13 protein-coding genes are annotated in these 13,698 nt (G+C 62.8%); 8 read left to right on the top strand and 5 right to left on the bottom strand.

Annotated elements, in window-relative coordinates:
• Positions 1 to 31 precede the first annotated feature (31 nt).
• Positions 32 to 973, bottom strand: coding sequence for a phosphoribosylaminoimidazolesuccinocarboxamide synthase (locus ACZYHG_RS14390; protein ID WP_464614346.1), 942 nt, complete (start codon positions 971 to 973; stop codon positions 32 to 34).
• A gap of 197 nt (positions 974 to 1,170) precedes the next feature.
• On the opposite strand from ACZYHG_RS14390, the gene ACZYHG_RS14385 reads away from it, so the two are divergent.
• The 4 genes from ACZYHG_RS14385 (at position 1,171) to ACZYHG_RS14370 (ending at position 5,537) form a co-directional block, all read left to right on the top strand.
• A complete protein-coding gene (locus ACZYHG_RS14385; RefSeq protein ID WP_464614345.1) occupies positions 1,171 to 2,787 on the top strand; it encodes a GMC family oxidoreductase in 1,617 nt (538 codons plus the stop codon).
• Positions 2,784 to 3,995, top strand: a complete 1,212-nt coding sequence (locus ACZYHG_RS14380; protein ID WP_464614344.1) for a mandelate racemase/muconate lactonizing enzyme family protein — start codon at positions 2,784 to 2,786, stop codon at positions 3,993 to 3,995. Before ACZYHG_RS14385 ends, ACZYHG_RS14380 begins: the two co-directional genes overlap by 4 nt.
• Entirely contained in the window at positions 3,992 to 4,909 is a 918-nt protein-coding gene (locus tag ACZYHG_RS14375; protein WP_464614343.1) for an NAD(P)-dependent oxidoreductase, read from the top strand. The genes ACZYHG_RS14380 and ACZYHG_RS14375 overlap by 4 nt, the downstream gene beginning before the upstream one ends.
• Positions 4,910 to 5,066: 157 nt before the next feature.
• Positions 5,067 to 5,537 carry a DUF6790 family protein gene (locus ACZYHG_RS14370; protein ID WP_464614342.1) on the top strand — a complete coding sequence of 157 codons (471 nt, stop codon included), beginning with the start codon at positions 5,067 to 5,069 and terminating at the stop codon, positions 5,535 to 5,537.
• Positions 5,538 to 5,545: 8 nt separating this feature from the next.
• On the opposite strand, the gene ACZYHG_RS14365 is transcribed toward ACZYHG_RS14370, so the two are convergent.
• Entirely contained in the window at positions 5,546 to 6,484 is a 939-nt protein-coding gene (locus ACZYHG_RS14365; RefSeq protein WP_464614341.1) for a diacylglycerol/lipid kinase family protein, read from the bottom strand.
• Positions 6,485 to 7,377: 893 nt separating this feature from the next.
• On the opposite strand from ACZYHG_RS14365, the gene ACZYHG_RS14360 reads away from it, so the two are divergent.
• The 4 genes from ACZYHG_RS14360 (at position 7,378) to ACZYHG_RS14345 (ending at position 10,629) form a co-directional block, all read left to right on the top strand.
• Complete coding sequence (locus tag ACZYHG_RS14360) at positions 7,378 to 7,812, top strand: hypothetical protein (RefSeq protein WP_464614340.1); 435 nt, start codon at positions 7,378 to 7,380, stop codon at positions 7,810 to 7,812.
• Positions 7,813 to 7,818: 6 nt separating this feature from the next.
• Positions 7,819 to 8,949 carry a hypothetical protein gene (locus tag ACZYHG_RS14355; RefSeq protein ID WP_464614339.1) on the top strand — a complete coding sequence of 377 codons (1,131 nt, stop codon included), beginning with the start codon at positions 7,819 to 7,821 and terminating at the stop codon, positions 8,947 to 8,949.
• 14 nt (positions 8,950 to 8,963) lie between these two features.
• Entirely contained in the window at positions 8,964 to 9,962 is a 999-nt protein-coding gene (locus tag ACZYHG_RS14350) for an alpha/beta fold hydrolase (protein WP_464614338.1), read from the top strand.
• A gap of 145 nt (positions 9,963 to 10,107) precedes the next feature.
• Positions 10,108 to 10,629 (top strand): hypothetical protein, encoded by a 522-nt coding sequence (locus tag ACZYHG_RS14345; RefSeq protein ID WP_464614337.1) that lies wholly within the window; start codon positions 10,108 to 10,110, stop codon positions 10,627 to 10,629.
• A 65-nt stretch (positions 10,630 to 10,694) separates the two neighbouring features.
• Here ACZYHG_RS14345 and ACZYHG_RS14340 read toward each other — a convergent pair whose 3' ends face one another.
• The 3 genes from ACZYHG_RS14340 to ACZYHG_RS14330 all read right to left on the bottom strand — a co-directional run bounded on the left by ACZYHG_RS14340 (position 10,695) and on the right by ACZYHG_RS14330 (position 13,327).
• Positions 10,695 to 11,318, bottom strand: a complete 624-nt coding sequence (locus ACZYHG_RS14340) for a hypothetical protein (protein ID WP_464614336.1) — start codon at positions 11,316 to 11,318, stop codon at positions 10,695 to 10,697.
• An 18-nt stretch (positions 11,319 to 11,336) separates the two neighbouring features.
• A complete protein-coding gene (locus ACZYHG_RS14335) occupies positions 11,337 to 12,959 on the bottom strand; it encodes an FAD-binding oxidoreductase (protein ID WP_464614335.1) in 1,623 nt (540 codons plus the stop codon).
• A 125-nt stretch (positions 12,960 to 13,084) separates the two neighbouring features.
• A complete protein-coding gene (locus ACZYHG_RS14330; protein ID WP_027030598.1) occupies positions 13,085 to 13,327 on the bottom strand; it encodes a DUF1344 domain-containing protein in 243 nt (80 codons plus the stop codon).
• Between the last annotated feature and the right edge of the window lie 371 nt (positions 13,328 to 13,698).

Here is a 13,698-nt window from a genome sequence, read left to right as displayed (position 1 = left end):
CGCGTCAACGCGGCAAAGCTTCGCTGGTCCGCTAGAAATAGCGCGCGAGGTTCGAACGGATGCGATCGAGAACGGTTTCTCCGGAAAGGTCAGGGACGAATGCCTTGCCGGTGATCGCCTCGTATGCCTGCGCATAAATCCCGGAGGCCTGTTCGATGATTTCGTCCGGAATCTTCGGGACCGGATCCTTGTAGGGGTCGCAGCGCGCCGACACCCACGAGCGAATGAAATCCTTGTCGAAACTCTCCGGCCGCGTGCCGTTGGCCAGGGCCTTTTCATAACTCCCCGCGATCCAGTACCGGCTGCTGTCGGGCGTATGGATTTCGTCGGCCAGGATGATTGTCCCGTTCTTGTCGGTGCCGAATTCGTATTTCGTGTCGGCAAGGATCAGGCCACGTTCGGCGGCGCGTGCCTGGCCGCGGGCGAACAGCTTCAAGGCGTAATCCGAGACGGTGTCCCACTGCGTCTGCGTGAGCAGTCCCTGTTCGAGGATCTCGGCCCTGGACAGCGGCTCGTCATGGGCGCCATCCGCGGCCTTGCTCGTCGGTGTGATGACGGCCTCGGCCAGCTTCTCATTGTCGCGCAGGCCGTCCGGCAGGCGCATGCCATACATCTCGCGTTCGCCACGACGATAGCGGGTCAGGATCGAGGTACTGGTGGTCCCCGCCAGATAGCCGCGCACGACGATCTCGACCGGCAGGATGTCCAGCCTTGTGCCGACGACGACATTGGGGTCGGGGTATTCGAGCACATGGTTCGGACAGATATCGGCGGTTTCCTCGAACCAGTAGCGCGCCGTCTGGGTGAGTATCTCTCCCTTGAACGGGATCGAGGTCAGGATGATGTCAAAGGCGCTGAGACGGTCGGTGGCGATGATGATGCGCCGCCCATCGGCCAGATCGTAATTTTCGCGGACCTTGCCCTTGTAGTGGCCCGGCAGCTCGGGAATGAAGGCATCCGACAGCGTCCGCATATGATTTCCTGCTCCAGAACAATTCCACCGCATAAGCTGTCGACCCCATGCATATCAAGCGCGATTGTCGGGATTCCCCACAACTCGACCCGGCATCACAGTCGCTTTTTTCACAACGCATGCCGGAAGGCGCGGCGACGCGGCGAACCCGTCGCGTCTAGGCTGCGGCCGGATTTCAGGAGCCTCCCGTTTCAATCATGCAGACTTACGACTTCATCATCGTCGGCTCCGGCTCGGCCGGCTCGGTGCTTGCCGACAAACTGTCGGCCTCGGGGCGCTTTTCGGTGCTGGTGCTGGAAGCCGGCGGCACCGACCGGCGCTTCTACGTGCAGATGCCGCTCGGCTACGGCAAGACCTTCTTCGACCCGACAGTGAATTGGAACTACAAGGCCGAGCCGGACCCCGGTCTCGGCGGCAACGTCGACCACTGGCCGCGCGGCAAGCTGCTTGGCGGGTCGAGTTCGATCAACGCCATGGTCTGGATCCGCGGCGCGCGCGAGGATTTCGACGACTGGCGCGCCGCCGGCAACCCTGGTTGGGGCTATGATGATTTGCTGCCGGCCTTCAAGGCGCTCGAGGACAATGAGGCCGGCGCCGACACATGGCGCGGCACCGGTGGCCCGCTGCACATCAGCGGCACGGCCAACGCCGTCCACCCTCTGACAAAGCGCTATCTCGCCGCCGGCCAGCAGGCCGGCCTGCCACTCAACCCCGATTTCAATGGCGCTACCCAGGAAGGCGTCGGCACCTACCAGATCTCGACCAAAAACGGCCGCCGAATGTCCGCCGCCCGCGCTTTCCTGCGCCCGGCGATGAAACGCGCCAATGTCCGCGTCGAGACCAATGCGCTGGCGACCCGCATCCTGTTCGAAGGGAAACGCGCGGTCGGCGTCGAGTATCTGCAGAACGGCGAGACCAGGACGGCGCGCGCCGGCCGCGAGGTCATCCTGTCCAGCGGTTCGATCAACTCGCCGCAATTGCTGCAATTGTCCGGTATCGGTCCGTCGGCGCTGCTTGGCGGACTCGGCATACCGGTCCTCCACGCCAGCGAAAATGTCGGCGCCAATCTGCAGGATCATGTCGGCATCAACTACACGTTCAAGGGTAAGCTGCCGACGCTCAACCAGATCCTGCGCCCGTGGTGGGGCAAGCTCTTGGTCGGCATGCAGTACATCCTCACCCGCTCCGGCCCGCTGTCGCTGTCGATGAACCATGGCGGGGGCTTCTTCCGCACCGATCCGACGGCGACCCGCCCCAACATGCAGCTCTATTTTCAGGCCTTCTCGACCGTCATTCCAAAGAGTGGCGAGCGGCCGATCCTGACGCCCGACCCGTGGCCGGGCTTCTCCATCGGCCTGTCCAATTGCCGCCCGTCGAGCCGCGGCGAGATCATGATCCGCTCGAAGAATCCGCTGGACTATCCAAAAATCACTGCCAACGCCTATTCGACCAATGCCGACGTCGAGGAAATGCTGGCGGCGGTGAAGTTCGTGCGCAAGATCGCCTCGATGCCTGCCATGGCAGAGATCATCGCCGAAGAGGTCCTGCCCGGTCCTTCGATCCAGTCGGACGCCGATCTGATCACCGATTTCCGGAAGCGCTCCGGCACTGTCTATCATCCGGTTTCGACCTGCCGCATGGGGCCTGATCCCCAGCGCGCCGTCGTCGATCCGCGTCTCAAGGTGCATGGCCTTGAAGGTTTGCGCGTCATCGACGCCTCGATCTTCCCCGACAACATCACCGGCAACACCAATGCAGCCTCCATCATGACCGGATGGAAGGGCGCCGAACTGGTTCTGGAGGACCAAAAATGAAGATCACCGATGTCAAGACCTGGGTTGTCGGCAACCCGCCGCCCGGTATCGGCGGCAAGTATTTCATCTTCGTCAAGCTGACCACCGATGGCGGCGTGGTCGGCTATGGCGAGGCCTACAACGCCACCTTTTCCGCCCACATCACGGCCAAGCTGGTCGAGGACATGGCCGAGCGTTATCTCATCGGCCACGATCCGCACGACATCGAGAACTTCTTCCGCCGCGCCTATTCCTCCGGCTTCACCCAGCGGCCTGATGTGACCGGCATGGGCTGTTTCTCGGCCCTCGAAATGGCCTGCTGGGATATCGTCGGCAAGGAGGCCAACAAGCCGGTCTACAAACTGCTCGGCGGCCAGGTGCACGAGACGCTGCGCTCCTACACCTATCTCTACCCGCATACCGGCAGCGTCCATTCCGAGGACGTGCTCGGCAAGAACGTCTACAACGATCCGGACCTCGCCGCTGCCTGCGCGCTCGAATATGTCGAGCAGGGTTTCAATGCCGTCAAGCTCGACCCGGCCGGTCCCTACACCGCCTTCGACGGCCACCAGCCGCGCCTGCTCGACATCGATGTCGCCACCCGCATGGTCAAGGCGATCCGCGAGGCCGTGGGTAATCGCGCCGACATCCTGTTCGGCACGCACGGCCAATTCACCGCATCGGGCGCGCTGCGCATGGCGCGCGCCATCGAGCCTTACGATCCGCTGTGGTTCGAGGAGCCGGTGCCGCCTGATATGCCCGAGGTGATGGCGCAGGTGGCGCGGGGCACATCGATCCCGATCGCCACCGGCGAGCGGCTGACGACCAAGTTTGAATTCGCCCGCGTCATCGAGAACCGTGCCGCGACCATCCTGCAGCCGGACCTCGGCCGCTCCGGCGGCATTCTCGAAACCAAGAAGATCGCGGCGATGGCCGAGGCCTACCACATCCAGATCGCGCCGCACTGCTATTGCGGGCCGATCGTCGGCGCGGCCAACATCCAGCTGGCAGCGACGCTGCCCAATTTCCTGATCCTGGAATCGTTGAAGCAGTGGGACGGTTTCCACGCCACGCTGCTCAAGAAGAAGATCGAGTGGCAGGACGGCAACGTCATCCCGTCGAAGGAACCCGGCCTCGGCGTCGAGCTCAACGAGGCGGTCTGCGACGCGCACCCATACACCGGCAAGGACCTGCATTTGCAGATGATGCAAACGCCGTTGATGCCATGAGCGAACGCTACGCCTTCATCGGCCTTGGCCATCTCGGCGGCAACCTTGCCGCCAGCCTGATCCGCAACGGCTTTGCCGTCACGGTCTTCGACCGCGACCTCGCCGCCGTCGAGCGCCTCGTTGCGCTCGGCGCGACCAAGGCTGGCAGCCCCGCCGAGGCGGCTGCGCGAGCTGGCAATGCGATCTCTTGCCTGCCCTCGCCCAAGGTGAGCGAAGCGGTGCTGGCCGGCCCGGGCGGATTGCTGGAAGGCTTGGCCCCAGGCGGCACCTGGATCGAGATGTCGACCAATGGCCGCGACGAGATCATCCGCCTTGCCGCCCTCGCCTCGGCCAAAGGCATCGAGACACTGGAATGCCCGGTCACCGGTGGCGTGCATCTGGCGGCGGTTGGAAAAATCACCGCGCTGGTCGGCGGCGATGCCGCGCTCTACGAGCGGCATCGACCGGCCATCGAAGCGATGTGCGCGAAGTCCTTCCTGATGGGGCCAATCGGTTCGGCGGCGGTGATCAAGGTCATCACCAACATGCTGGCCTTCATCCATCTCGTCGCCGCCGGCGAGGCGCTGATGTTGGCCAAACAGGGCGGGCTCGATCTCGCCCAGAGCTACCACGCCATCGTTGCCTCCTCCGGCAACAGCTTCGTCCACGAGACCGAAAGCCAGCTCATCCTCAACGGCTCCTACGACATCGGCTTCACCATGGACCTGGCGCTGAAGGACCTCGGCTTCGCGCTCGCCATGGGGGAACAATCCGGCGTGCCGCTCGATCTCGCCACGCGCGTCAACGCGATCTTTCAGCAAGGCAAGGAAGCCTATGGCGGCGGTGCCTGGTCGACGCAGATCGTCAAGCTGCTGGAAGATACGGTCGGCACCGACCTGCGTGCGCCCGGCTTCCCGGCCAGACTGGAAATCTGACCAGCGGCCGGAAAAGCAAACAATTTCATTCGTTTGGATAGATAGCCGGATTCAGTTTCGAAAAGACCTGAATCAATCTCGCAGCCGCTTGATTCAGAACCTCAGCTCGGCTCAGATAACCCCATGGCGCGAAGCCGGGGCGGCTTGGGGGCGGTTCATGTATCTGGCGGTTGTTGTGCTGTTGATGGGTGTCTTTCCCGTCGCCGCGATCCTCATCGAATCCTTCGCATTCCACAGCGACGCCGGCCTGGTGTTTCTCATCGGCAAGTGGTTCGTCTTCTGGGCGGTCGGCATGCGGCTGCTGCTTGCCGGCGTCAGGCAGATGGCAAACCCCGCCTTCACCGCCGACACGATTTTCGGCATCAAGGACAAGGCGGCGGAGGTCATTGTCCGTGAGCTTGGTTTCGGCAATTTCGCCATCGGCGTGCTCGGCGCCGTGTCGCTGCTAAACCGTGAATGGGTGGTGCCGGCGGCAATCGCCGGTGGCCTGTTCTATGGTCTGGCAGGCGCCTTGCATACGCGCAATGGCAACCGCAACACCAACGAGAACATCGCCATGGTCTCGGACCTGTTCATCTTCGTCGTGCTAGCACTCTACCTCGCCGCGACGGCCTTCAAACCGGCATAGCCAACGACTCAATATCTCAGCGTCAGCGCGCCGGGCAGGATCTCGAAGGTCGCCGGTATGCGCCCGGGCGACTCGCCATCTATGTCGACCAGTGCGCCGTTCTTCTCGACATCACCGAGCGGTTCGACCACCACTTTTCGGCCGCGCAATATGGTGATGGCCGGATGGTTGCGGTGCCGGCCGCCATAGAGCAGGCGGATGTCCCAGATCAGCTTCAGCTTGCCCGCCGCGCGCAGGATGACGATGTCGAACTGCCCGTCGGTCAGTTCGGCATCCGGCGCGATCAGCATGCCGCCGCCGAAGAATTTGCCATTGGCCACCGCAACCAGCGCCATGCGCGCCTCGACCGGGGCGCCGTCATCGACGGTGATCCGCACATCCTGGAAGCGGTAGCGGATGAACTCGACCACGGTGCGCCACAGGAACAGCGCCTTGGCCGACATCTTGCCCTTGCGCTTGTCGGCATTGACCGCGCGGTCCGTCGCACCTGAGAGGCCGAGGCTGGCAATGTTGATGAAGTGACGGCTGGCCAGCGCGCCATGGTCGTCGATGTAGCAGATGCGCCCGGCATCGACCTTGCGGGGCTTGGCGCGGGCAATCTGCTGCAGGGTTGCGTCGACCTCCTTCGGCAGGCCGAGGCCACGCGCGAAATCGATACCCGTGCCGCATGGCAGCAGGCCAAGCTCGGTCGTCTTGCCGCTCTCTTCGGATGCCTGCAGCAGCCCGTCGGCCACCTCGCTCGCCGTGCCGTCACCGCCGGCGGCGATCACCAGATCGAAGCCGCCGACGGCGAGGTCGATGGCCAGCCGTTCGGCATCGCCCTCGGCCTGCGTCTCGCGCAGCTCGAAATCGCCAAAATGCTTTTTCAGCGAGGCGGCAACCTCGGGCCAATGCCGTTTCAGCCGGCCGCCACCGGCAATCGGATTGAGTACCACCCCGACTTTCAAATACCCGCCCTCCCCGGCGCCGGACGTTCAGGCCCGATCCTTTGCCGGCATTCAACATCGCGCCCGCCGGTGGAGCAAGGGGCGCTGTCGGCTGTATGCGAAAAAGCGGGCGGGCTGTCTAAAGCAGCCGGCACTCGAATTCCCAGGCTTGAGGCAAACGATCCCCGATAATCCCGCTATCCACAGGCCCACGGCCATTCCCCAAGACCCTTACCCGGCGTTTAACCCATCTCAGGCGGCTACCAATCATCAAGCCGAAAGGCGAAGTGAAAGGCGGGTTTCCTGAGGCCCGTACGGCCCGAAGCGAGAGCAGGCTTGCCTGTTTGAGGGACGGTAGCCGAGACCTACGGGGCCGCGGAAAGCGTGCCAACGCCGACGGCGGACCGATGCTGCCATGAAGGACGGCAAAAACCTTCGATGGCACGCAGGGCAAAGCCCGCAAGGGCCAAGACCAGCGTGGTCTGGAACGGACGCTGCCTTCGGGTGGTGGCTGGCAGGACCGTCAAAATCAAGGCCGGCATGGCGCGACGACTTTACGGAAGTTGCTGCCGCGACCGTGTCCTGATCTGACAGGGAGGCGCTGGGAGAAATCCCGGCGCCGACTGTCTTTGTCCTCTAAAGGATCTTTCCCGGCAAAGTTGAGGGCACCGCTTCACCGCGCCCCAAAATCGGTTAGTATCGAGCAGATAGAGTCTGTTCGATACGCGCTCAGCGACTGTTTCGAAAGTTGCTCTGGCGAGTCATATGGTGGTGGTTTCGAGAACCGGAGCGCAGCGGACATGAGTCCGTGAGCTCAGTTCTACTGCGACGCAGTAGAACGCGGAAGCGCAGAAAACGCCATCAGATGGCCGCCGGAGTGACTTTCCAAGCAGTCTCTTGAAGGGGGATACTTCATGACGCTCATCCAGAAGCTTGCCGTGGCCTACGCCTTCCTGTTCTTCGGCGTCGTCGCCATCGGCTATATACCGGCCTTCAATGACGCCAATGGCAATCTGTTCGGCCTGTTCTCATTGCAATGGTACGATGATCTGCTGCACGCCTTCTCCGGTGTCTGGGCGCTGGCCGCTGCCTTCATCTCGCATCGCCAGGCGGTGTTCTATTTCAAGCTGTTCGGCTCGGTCTATCTGTTCGATGGCGTGCTCGGGCTGATCACCGGCTCCGGCTGTCTCGATGCCGGCATCTTCATCAACGGCTTCCGCTCCCTCAACGACATCGAATTCCCCGCCCGCTTCTTCGCCAACCTGCCGCACATCGTCATTGGCGGCTTCGCCGTCTATGTCGGCTTCTGGCTGTCGAAGCGCATCTACGACCACTTCGCCACGGCCTGACCGGCCATGTTCCTGTTCCGCTGGTTGAAGCGCCTCATCAAGACGGTGGTCTGGCTGATCGTCATCATCATCCTCATCCCGATCGCCGGGCTGAGCTACGGCTTCCTGACGACGCCGTCGCTCGACAAGACGCCGCTGCCTGGCATTGCCGACGGCGCGCCACCCAAGGCGCTGGCCAACAAGGTGCGCGCCGAAATCCCCGGCTATCAACGGCCGGAAGAATCGACCTTCCTCACCTATCCGGAATGGGCGATCGTCTACGCCGCGCGCGAATATGCCGGCTTCGTCGCCAAGGACCAGCCGAGCGGCTTTCCCTACTGGTCCTATGTCGGCCGCTTCTGGCAGGACTACGCGACGGTGATCCGCGCCAGTTCTCCCTACAAGTTCAACTATGCCAACCACCAGATGCTGGTCATCATCGGCACCAGCCACTCGATCGAGCACATCCTGCAATGGGCCTATGAGAACACGGTCGGCCGCATCACCGAGGCAACCGCAACCAAGCGCACCGCCGCCGACATCTACCAGGCCAAGGTGGCGGCCGAATACGCGGGCTTTCTCGACCAGGTGCCGTGGTACCAGTTCCCCTACGCCGAAAAACGCGCCGGCCTGTTCGCCATACAGCCGGCGCCGGGAGACAGCTCCATCCGCACCAGCGAACGCAAGCTCGCCTTCGGTCTCGCCGACACCATCAAGCAGGGCTATGCCGACCTGATCAAACAGGCGCTCGCCGCCACCTCAGACCCGGCCCTGCTCGATGTCCATGTCTGGGCCAAGGGCCCGGTCGGCGAAGCCACCCGCAACGAACCCGACACCTTGCTGGAACGCGATTACGGCACTGAGGGCACCATCTTCGTCACCAAGCGCTATCAGGTGTTCACCGACATGATCCCGCGCCTGATCGACAAGGGCGTCTCCTTCGTCGAGATCGGCGGCAATGACGAGATCATGGTCACCATGCTGTCCACCGACTCGATCGCCATCCCCGAAGGCATGCGCATCCTTTTCAGCTATCCCCTGCCGGCCGACCCCTCGACGCGCCGCACCGGTATGGTCGTCGCCGTGCGCAAGCTGCATCTGGTGCTGCCATCGCTCATGAAGGCAGGCGCGAAGCTCGAACACGTCTACGACTACTGAAACGGCAGACGGCCATGCGTCGACTGATCCGGATTGTAGGCTGGTTCGCGCTCACGCTGGTCGTGCTGATCGTTGTCGCGCTCGTTGGCTTTCGCTGCGCCGCGGCCTTGCGCGAAAACCTGTCGCCGCAGGAGGCAGCGCCGGCCGGCGCGCTATTCGTGACCGTCAACGGGCTGAAGATGCACTATCAGGTCTGGGGCCCGCCCGACGGACCGCCGCTGCTTCTGTTCCACGGCACCGCCTCGTGGGCCGAGACCTACCGCGATATCGCAGCACCCTTGGGAGAACGAGGCTTTCGCGTGATAGCCCCCGACATGCCGCCGTTTGGCTATTCGGAAAGGCCGGTCGATCAGGACTATTCGCGCGCCGCCCACGCCAGGCGCGTCCTCGGTTTTGCCGACGCGCTCGGCCTTCGCCATTTCAGCGTTGCGGTCCACTCCTATGGCGGCGGTGGCGTGATCGAAGCTGCCTTCTCCTCACCGGATCGCATCGATGCGCTGATCCTGCTCGATGTCGCGCTTGGCCTTGGCCGGACCGAAGCACCGGCCTTGCCGTTCGCATCGCTCCTGAACAGGAACTGGCCGCGCCAGTTGTTGGCCGCCTCGACCTTCACCAACCCGCTGATGACCGGTCCTGGCCTGCGCAACTTCATTGAAAACGACGATCTCGTCACAGCGGAGCGCAAGGCGATCTACACGCGCCCGCTGAACGTCAGGGGCACCACCGATGCGGTCGGCCACTGGCTGTTCAGCGGCCTTTACAACGACGAACGGAAATCGCTTGCCGCCAACAAGGCGAACTATCGCACCTTCAGGCCACCCGTTCTCGTCATCTGGGGGCGAGACGATACGACCACGCCGCTTGAACAGGGCGAAGAGATTGCCTCGCTGTTTCCGCGCGCCGAATTGGCCGTTCTCGATGGTGTCAACCACATCCCGCAGGTCGAACGCCCGCAGGACGTGGTGCGGCTGATCGCCAATTTCCTGGCACGGACCGCGCTATCGGCCCAATAGACACCAGTTCGTCGCTCCGCCATGCTCATTTCACAATCGCGGCCAAATCCCGCCTTGTTCGCGCGCGATGGAGGGTTGCATGCCGCCTGAAAACGCGACATGCACTTGAATGGGCTGCCGGGGGGCACCTCGAAGGGACAAGACCGTGATCAAGACCGCCCTTGTCGCCATGACCATTGTCGGCTGCGACTGCGATGCCAAGCTGTGCGAATATATCGGTGAGACGCCGGCCAAGTGGTCGACCATCGCCGAATGCGAAGCCGCGATGAAGAGCCAGATCCTGCACCAGCGCAATTTCGACTATCCGCTGGTGTCCGGCATCTGCCGCACCAAGGGCTCGTCGTCGTCCTCGCACCTGGCCGCGATCGCGTCCGGCCCGGAGCTGAAGCCGGCCAGCAGGGTCGTCAGGACAGAAAGCCCGCTACCGCCGGAACTGAGCCATCGGCCAAGCGTCCCGATCGGCGCGCCGACAACGGCGGTCGAAGCGGACGCTGCCCGGCCCGTCGCCTATGAGCAGGTGGTCGATGGCGGAACCGGCGTGCTCTATCGCACCAAGAACGGCTATGCCGTGGTCAAGACCGATCTCGGCCGCGCGGCTTCCGCGACCGCCGACGCGGCAAAGCGCTCCGTGAACTGGCTGGCCGGCCTGGTGCCGAGCAAGCTGTAGAGCAATTCCAGGAAAAGTGTGAAGCGGTTTTCCGTCCGGAATTGCGTCAAAACAAATGGCTCCCTCTACATCTTCAGCTTCAGGCTCTCCCAGAACTTGTCGATCAACGGCTGTTCGGTGGCCGCGTCCTCGCCGGCAATACGCGTGATGAACAAGAGGCCCTGATCGGCAAGGCCGTAGCCGACGATCTCGAAATGCGCGGCATCGGTGCGCGTCTTTACGTCAGCGCTGATGCCGGTCAATTCCTTGCCGTCGGCGAGCTTGCGCGTCGTCGGCTGCTGCGTCAGTTCCGCACCGGCCTGCACCGATTCCTTCGTCATTTCCTGCAGCATCAGCTGGTTCAGCGCCACCGGGTTCATCTTGCCATATTCCTGCACCACGACGATCGTGCCCAGCGCCGATGCCATCAGATATTGCGTGATGTTTTCGCCGAGATCGGTCTTGGTCACCGAAATGCCGCTCGGATGGACGAAGGAGAAGCCGCCGCCAGAAAAGGTGGCGAAGTCGTTGCGTTGGAGCGTCACCTTGCTCTGTTTGCCGCCGGGCAGCGTCACATCAGTGGTCTCGCCGGGATCGATATCGACCGTCACGCCGTCGATGGTCAGCTTGAAGGCCTTGAGGTCCTCCGCTCCGGCCTGTCCAGCGCACAGCGCGATGAGAGTGAGGGCTGCCGCTGATACCATCCGCATTGACTGTTCTCCTGACGTCTACACCACCCCGCTCAGCGCCTTGATGGCACGGTAGAAGGTCGAGGAAAACAGTTCCGTCGGGTCATATTGGCGTTTTACCGCCAGGAAGGCGGGCAGCTCTGGATAGCAAGCCAGCAACTCCTTGCCCGTGTAATGCAGCTGGTAAGGCAGGAAGAAGCGCCCACCATGCTTGATCGTCACGTCGATCAGCGCCCGTGTCAGCGCCCGCATCCTGGCATTGCCGTCGGCATCGGTCGGCTGGTTGATGTAGAGCACCAGAGAATAGGACGGCTCCGGCGCGTAGGTGAGCGCCACATCCTCCTTATGAACGATGCGCACCGAGGCGTTGAGCACCGGCAAAGACTGGTTGCGCAGAATCTCGCGGGCTTGCGTGATGAAGGGATTATACGCAGCACGCGGAATAAAATATTCGTGCAGTATGTCGGTCTCGTCAGTCAGGTCGTTGAACAGATACGGCACCGAATCGTGCATCGGATTGTTGCGGGTGACGAGGCACGCCTCGCCCTGCGCCATCGCCGCCGTGCGCGGCACCGTGCAGCTTTCGAATTTCGGCTCCAACGTCTTTTCGGTGAACCACTTCAGCTCCTGGAACACGCTGCCCCATTTCGCCAGGTTGATGATCACCCGTTTCAGCCCGACGCCCTCCGGTTCGCCGATTTCTGGCTGGTCGGCCGGCGGCTGGTCGGCCACCTTGTCGTAGCGATAGACGATCATGTCCTCGAGGAAATTGCCCGGCGCCGTCGACAGATGGCCGTAGAACAGGCCGATATCCTTGTTCGGCTCCAGCACCTCGGCAAAGAACTTCGGGAAATCGTCGGATTTGATGATTTCGCGCGAGGTGCGGTAGACGGCATTGTCGACGATATCGAGTGTCGCCTCCAGCACCACGCCGAACAGGCCGTAGCCGCCGACGACATGGCGGAACAGATCGGCGTTCTCGCTTGGCGAGCAGGTCGTCACCGAGCCATCGGCCAGCATCACCCGCATCGAGCGGATCGAGCCGGCCACCGAGCCCGCCTGATGGTCCATGCCATGCGCGTTGACCGACAGCGAACCGCCGACCGAAAAGATGTCGGTCGATTGCATCGCCTTCACCGCGAAGCGCGGATGCAGCATGTTCTGGATGTCGTGCCAGCGCGCGCCAGGCTGCAATGTCATGGTCCTGGCGGCCGCATCGACGCTGACCTTGTTGAATTTCCTGAGATCGAGCACTAGCGCATTGTCGTCGAAGGCGTGGCCGCCCATCGAATGGCGGATGGCGGCCAGCGACACTTTCAAGCCGTTGGTGCGGGCGAAGGCCAGCGCCCTCGCGATATGGTCCTCCTCGCTGACCTCGACGACACCATAGACCGGCGTCCTCGACAGGCCGCTGGCATCGTTGATGTCGCCGCCCTTGGCCGACCATGGCAGCGAAGGGTCAAAGGCTGGCGGGCTGGCGACAGGCTTCAGCGGCAGGGTTATGCCATCGATATCGGCGATGCGTCCGGCGTTCTTCGGCCCCGACGGTCCGCGCGCCAGCCGTGCCACGGTGGTACCGCCCCACAGCACAGCGCCGCCGACCACCGCCGCGCCGAGCACCAGCCGGCGCGACAGGCGAAAGCCTTTTTGGTCCTCGGCCATGAATATCCCCCGTTGGTCAAGGGATAGCGTGGCTCATCGGCAAAAACCATAGAGGCGCTGTCGGAGCGGCGTTCCGGCACCTTCTCCCCGTAAAAACGGGGAGAAGGGAGACGCCTGAACGGTCTCTACGACGCCTTCTTGATCGACGTCACCATGCCGGTCTTGTCATCGACGGTCACCGCCACCTTGGCGCCGACCTTCAGTTTACCGACATTCGCTTCCGGCGACAGCTGGTAGATCTTGCCGTCGTCGAGCGTAATCGACTTGGTCGTCGGATCGACCGCCTGGATGGTGCCCTGAACGGAAGCGGCATAGGCCGTGCCGAGGAAGGCGAGCAGAGCGGCGGTGGTTACGAGGGTTCTTTTCATCGGATGCACTCCGTGCTGTTTCGGTTTTCCGGGCCGTCGCCTTGGGCAACGACAGCACCGGACGAGCCGACACTGGGCGGGAAAGCCCGCTGGCCGCAAATCACGTTGGATGAATTTTCGCAAAGGAAATCATAGGCTTAATTCCGACACATTGTCTGCGACCGACATGATATCCGGCCGTTTCAGCCTTCCGATGAGCGCACTTCACTCCATGAAATGAGTCCTTTAGCCGGATTGCGGCGGGCGGGGCCTAACCATGACGCCGCTGCCGCAATCCGGATCAGCCGGCATCACGAAACAGCCTGCTGATTTTCCAGCGGAACAAGTTTTGTTTCATGGATCGGTGCGGACGGGCATCGACTAGAGCAATT

It is taken from the genome of Mesorhizobium subarcticum (assembly GCF_055456085.1).
This window is presented reverse-complemented; position numbering and strand designations above follow the sequence as displayed.

What these genes read in the sequence shown, in the direction of transcription:
- ACZYHG_RS14390 (WP_464614346.1), bottom strand. Translation starts at nt 973, where the DNA reads ATGCGGACGCTGTCGGATGCCTTCATTCCCGAGCTGCCGGGCCACTAC.
- ACZYHG_RS14385 (WP_464614345.1), top strand. Translation starts at nt 1,171, where the DNA reads ATGCAGACTTACGACTTCATCATCGTCGGCTCCGGCTCGGCCGGCTCG.
- ACZYHG_RS14380 (WP_464614344.1), top strand. Translation starts at nt 2,784, where the DNA reads ATGAAGATCACCGATGTCAAGACCTGGGTTGTCGGCAACCCGCCGCCC.
- ACZYHG_RS14375 (WP_464614343.1), top strand. Translation starts at nt 3,992, where the DNA reads ATGAGCGAACGCTACGCCTTCATCGGCCTTGGCCATCTCGGCGGCAAC.
- ACZYHG_RS14370 (WP_464614342.1), top strand. Translation starts at nt 5,067, where the DNA reads ATGTATCTGGCGGTTGTTGTGCTGTTGATGGGTGTCTTTCCCGTCGCC.
- ACZYHG_RS14360 (WP_464614340.1), top strand. Translation starts at nt 7,378, where the DNA reads ATGACGCTCATCCAGAAGCTTGCCGTGGCCTACGCCTTCCTGTTCTTC.
- ACZYHG_RS14355 (WP_464614339.1), top strand. Translation starts at nt 7,819, where the DNA reads ATGTTCCTGTTCCGCTGGTTGAAGCGCCTCATCAAGACGGTGGTCTGG.
- ACZYHG_RS14350 (WP_464614338.1), top strand. Translation starts at nt 8,964, where the DNA reads ATGCGTCGACTGATCCGGATTGTAGGCTGGTTCGCGCTCACGCTGGTC.
- ACZYHG_RS14340 (WP_464614336.1), bottom strand. Translation starts at nt 11,318, where the DNA reads ATGCGGATGGTATCAGCGGCAGCCCTCACTCTCATCGCGCTGTGCGCT.
- ACZYHG_RS14335 (WP_464614335.1), bottom strand. Translation starts at nt 12,959, where the DNA reads ATGGCCGAGGACCAAAAAGGCTTTCGCCTGTCGCGCCGGCTGGTGCTC.
- ACZYHG_RS14330 (WP_027030598.1), bottom strand. Translation starts at nt 13,327, where the DNA reads ATGAAAAGAACCCTCGTAACCACCGCCGCTCTGCTCGCCTTCCTCGGC.